Raw genomic sequence first — 2906 nt, forward strand, 5'->3', positions numbered from 1 at the left:
ATAAATGCCATTGCCTGCCGCCACCGCTAAGCGGTTTAGCTCTCCCAAGTTATCATTAATACCCTGCAAGCCTTGCTCATAGACTCTGGCCAGTGAGATGCCATCATACAGATTACGCTCACCCTGAGCTTTCCCCGCTGTGCTGCTATCCAAACGGTTAGCAATCTGCAAGCCTGCAGCATCATCTGCCGCACTGTTAATACGCCGCGCCGTGGCCAGTTTTTTCAGCAAGCTGTCTTGTTGTAACTGCGCCTGGTTCAGGGGGTTCAAATTGCCGGGATTATTGATTTTCATTGTCATGCCTCAATCGCATAAAACCTTAGTCAAGTTTAGCCTATCCAGGCGTGATGCACCAATGATATGGGCCTAAAAAATAAACAACACCAGTGATGGCTAACACCCTAAAATTACTAATAAACTTACTTTAGGTATACTTTATGCTAAGTTCTTAGTAATGGCGTCAAAAAGCTGGCTAAAATGATACATGTAGATTTGAGGGTGCAATATGTTTGACGGAAAAACTATACTGATCACCGGCGGCACCGGCTCATTCGGCCATAAATATACCGAAACCTTAATGGCTCGTTACAAACCTAAAAAAATCATCATTTTTTCACGTGACGAACTCAAACAATACGAAATGCAGCAACGGTTTAATGATCGCTGTATGCGTTATTTTATCGGTGATGTACGAGATCCTGAGCGGCTGCGCCGTGCCATGCATGATGTGGATTTTGTTATTCATGCCGCAGCTCTCAAGCAAGTGCCAGCTGCCGAATATAATCCTACCGAATGTATTAAAACTAATATTAATGGTGCTGAAAATATCATTAATGCCGCTATAGATTGTAATGTTGATAAAGTGATTGCGCTGTCTACAGACAAAGCAGCAAACCCGGTTAACTTGTATGGCGCAACCAAACTGGCTTCAGATAAACTGTTTATTGCCGCAAATAATATGGTTGGTGGCAGTCGACCTCGTTTTTCAGTAGTACGTTATGGCAATGTTGTCGGCTCTCGAGGATCGGTTGTACCCTATTTTCAACAATTACTGCATCAAAACGCCGATCATTTGCCCATAACCCATGAACAAATGACTCGTTTTTGGATAACCCTGCAACAAGGAGTGGATTTTGTACTGAAAAATTTTGCGCGTATGTTAGGCGGTGAAATTTTCGTCCCCAAAATCCCCTCTATTAAAATTACTGATTTGGCCAAAGCGATGGCTCCTGATTTGCCCATTAAAATTGTCGGTATAAGACCGGGTGAAAAACTGCATGAAATGATGTGCCCTGGCGATATGTCGTTTCATACCTACGAATTTGCAGATCATTTTGTTATAGCACCAGCGATTAAATTTTTTAATCGCAGTAATGACTTTACCACTAACGCCCAAGGAGAGCAGGGACAACTGGTGTCACAGGGTTTTGAATATGTTTCAAATACCAACCCGCATTTCTTAAGCATTGATGAGATCCGTCAGTGCAACCAAGTTGCTGATTTATGATCCCCTACGGCAAACAACAACTGGACGCAGCAGATGTTGCGGCCGTACAAGAAGTGCTGCAATCAAACTGGTTAACGCAAGGTCCGAAAGTACCTGAGTTTGAACAGGCTGTTTTACAACATTGTCAGTCGCAGTTTGCTGTTGCCGTCAATAGCGCCACTTCTGCGTTACATATTGCTTGTTTAGCGCTAAACGTTGGCCCTGGCGATATCGTCTGGACGTCTCCTAACTCCTTTGTTGCTTCTGCTAATTGTGCACTTTACTGTGGTGCAAAGGTCGATTTTGTCGATATCGATATCACTACAGGCAATCTTTGCTGTCAGGCACTTAGAGAAAAGCTTATACAAGCCAGGCAAACAAATACTGTACCTAAAGTCGTCATACCCGTGCATTTTGCCGGTCAATCTTGTGATATGGCAGTAATTGGTACCTTGGCAAAAGAATATGGCTTTGCGGTTATAGAGGATGCTTCTCATGCGATTGGCGCCCGCTACCTCGAGCAACCAATTGGTAATTGTGCCTATTCTGATATCTGCGTGTTTAGTTTTCATCCGGTTAAAATTATTACCTGTGGTGAAGGCGGTATCGCCGCCACTAACAACCCGGAGCTTGCCCGGAAAATGCAAATGCTTCGCAGTCATGGCATTACCTCAGAAACAACAGAGCTAACTGAACCTAGCCATGGGGTTTGGTACTATCAGCAGCAATTATTAGGCTTTAATTATCGAATGACTGATATTCAGGCAGCCCTAGGTGTAAGTCAGTTAAGCAAATTGACCCGCTTTATTGCTGAACGTCATCTACTAGCAAAGTGGTATGATGATGCCTTTGCTGATAATTCCAGCATTTCCCCATTACAACAGCAGCCCTATGCTTACAGCAGCTATCATCTTTATGTAATCAGGCTGCTAAATCTTAATAAAACCCAGCATAAAGACTGTGTTCAGTTTCTTCGACAGCAAGGTATTGTCGGGCATTTACACTATATTCCCATCTATTTGCAGCCGTATTATCAGCAACTCGGTTTTAAAGCTGGCTATTGCCCACAAGCTGAGCTGTATTATCAACAGGCAGTCACCATACCGCTGTTTCCGGGTTTAACAGCAAAGGAGCAACACAGTGTGGTTGCTACCCTGCAACGCTTTTTAGAAAAACTACAATGAACATTGCCATTATCCCTGCCCGAGGTGGTAGTAAGCGCATACCCCGGAAAAATATTAAAGATTTTTGCGGTCAGCCGATGTTGGCTTACCCGATTAGGGCTGCACTAGAAAGTGGCGTGGTTGATAAAGTAGTGGTATCAACAGACGATCATGAGATAGCGGATATTGCCCGGCAACATGGGGCTGAAGTGCCTTTTATGCGTGATTCACAGTTAGCTGATGATCATACCGGCACT

Annotated in this window: 4 protein-coding genes; 3 read left to right on the forward strand and 1 reads right to left on the reverse strand. The window is 43.9% G+C overall.

Going from position 1 to position 2906, the window contains the following annotated elements; genetic code table 11:
* A partial coding sequence (locus V7D78_RS16615) for a flagellin N-terminal helical domain-containing protein (RefSeq protein ID WP_442886716.1) occupies positions 1–294 on the reverse strand: 294 nt, incomplete at its 3' end.
* 211 nt (positions 295–505) lie between these two features.
* On the opposite strand from V7D78_RS16615, the gene pseB reads away from it, so the two are divergent.
* The 3 genes from pseB to V7D78_RS16630 all read left to right on the forward strand — a co-directional run.
* Positions 506–1507 (forward strand): UDP-N-acetylglucosamine 4,6-dehydratase (inverting), encoded by a 1002-nt coding sequence (gene pseB / locus V7D78_RS16620; RefSeq protein WP_333609572.1) that lies wholly within the window; start codon positions 506–508, stop codon positions 1505–1507.
* On the forward strand, positions 1504–2670 hold the full coding sequence (pseC, locus tag V7D78_RS16625; RefSeq protein WP_333609573.1) for a UDP-4-amino-4,6-dideoxy-N-acetyl-beta-L-altrosamine transaminase: 1167 nt from the start codon (positions 1504–1506) through the stop codon (positions 2668–2670). The genes pseB and pseC overlap by 4 nt, the downstream gene beginning before the upstream one ends.
* Positions 2667–2906, forward strand: a 240-nt coding sequence (locus V7D78_RS16630; RefSeq protein ID WP_442886718.1) for a cytidylyltransferase domain-containing protein, incomplete at its 3' end; no start/stop codon positions are given. The genes pseC and V7D78_RS16630, both read left to right, overlap by 4 nt.

Origin of the sequence: Arsukibacterium sp., from assembly GCF_036735525.1 — a bacterium.
In the GTDB taxonomy this organism is placed as follows: domain Bacteria; phylum Pseudomonadota; class Gammaproteobacteria; order Enterobacterales; family Alteromonadaceae; genus Alishewanella.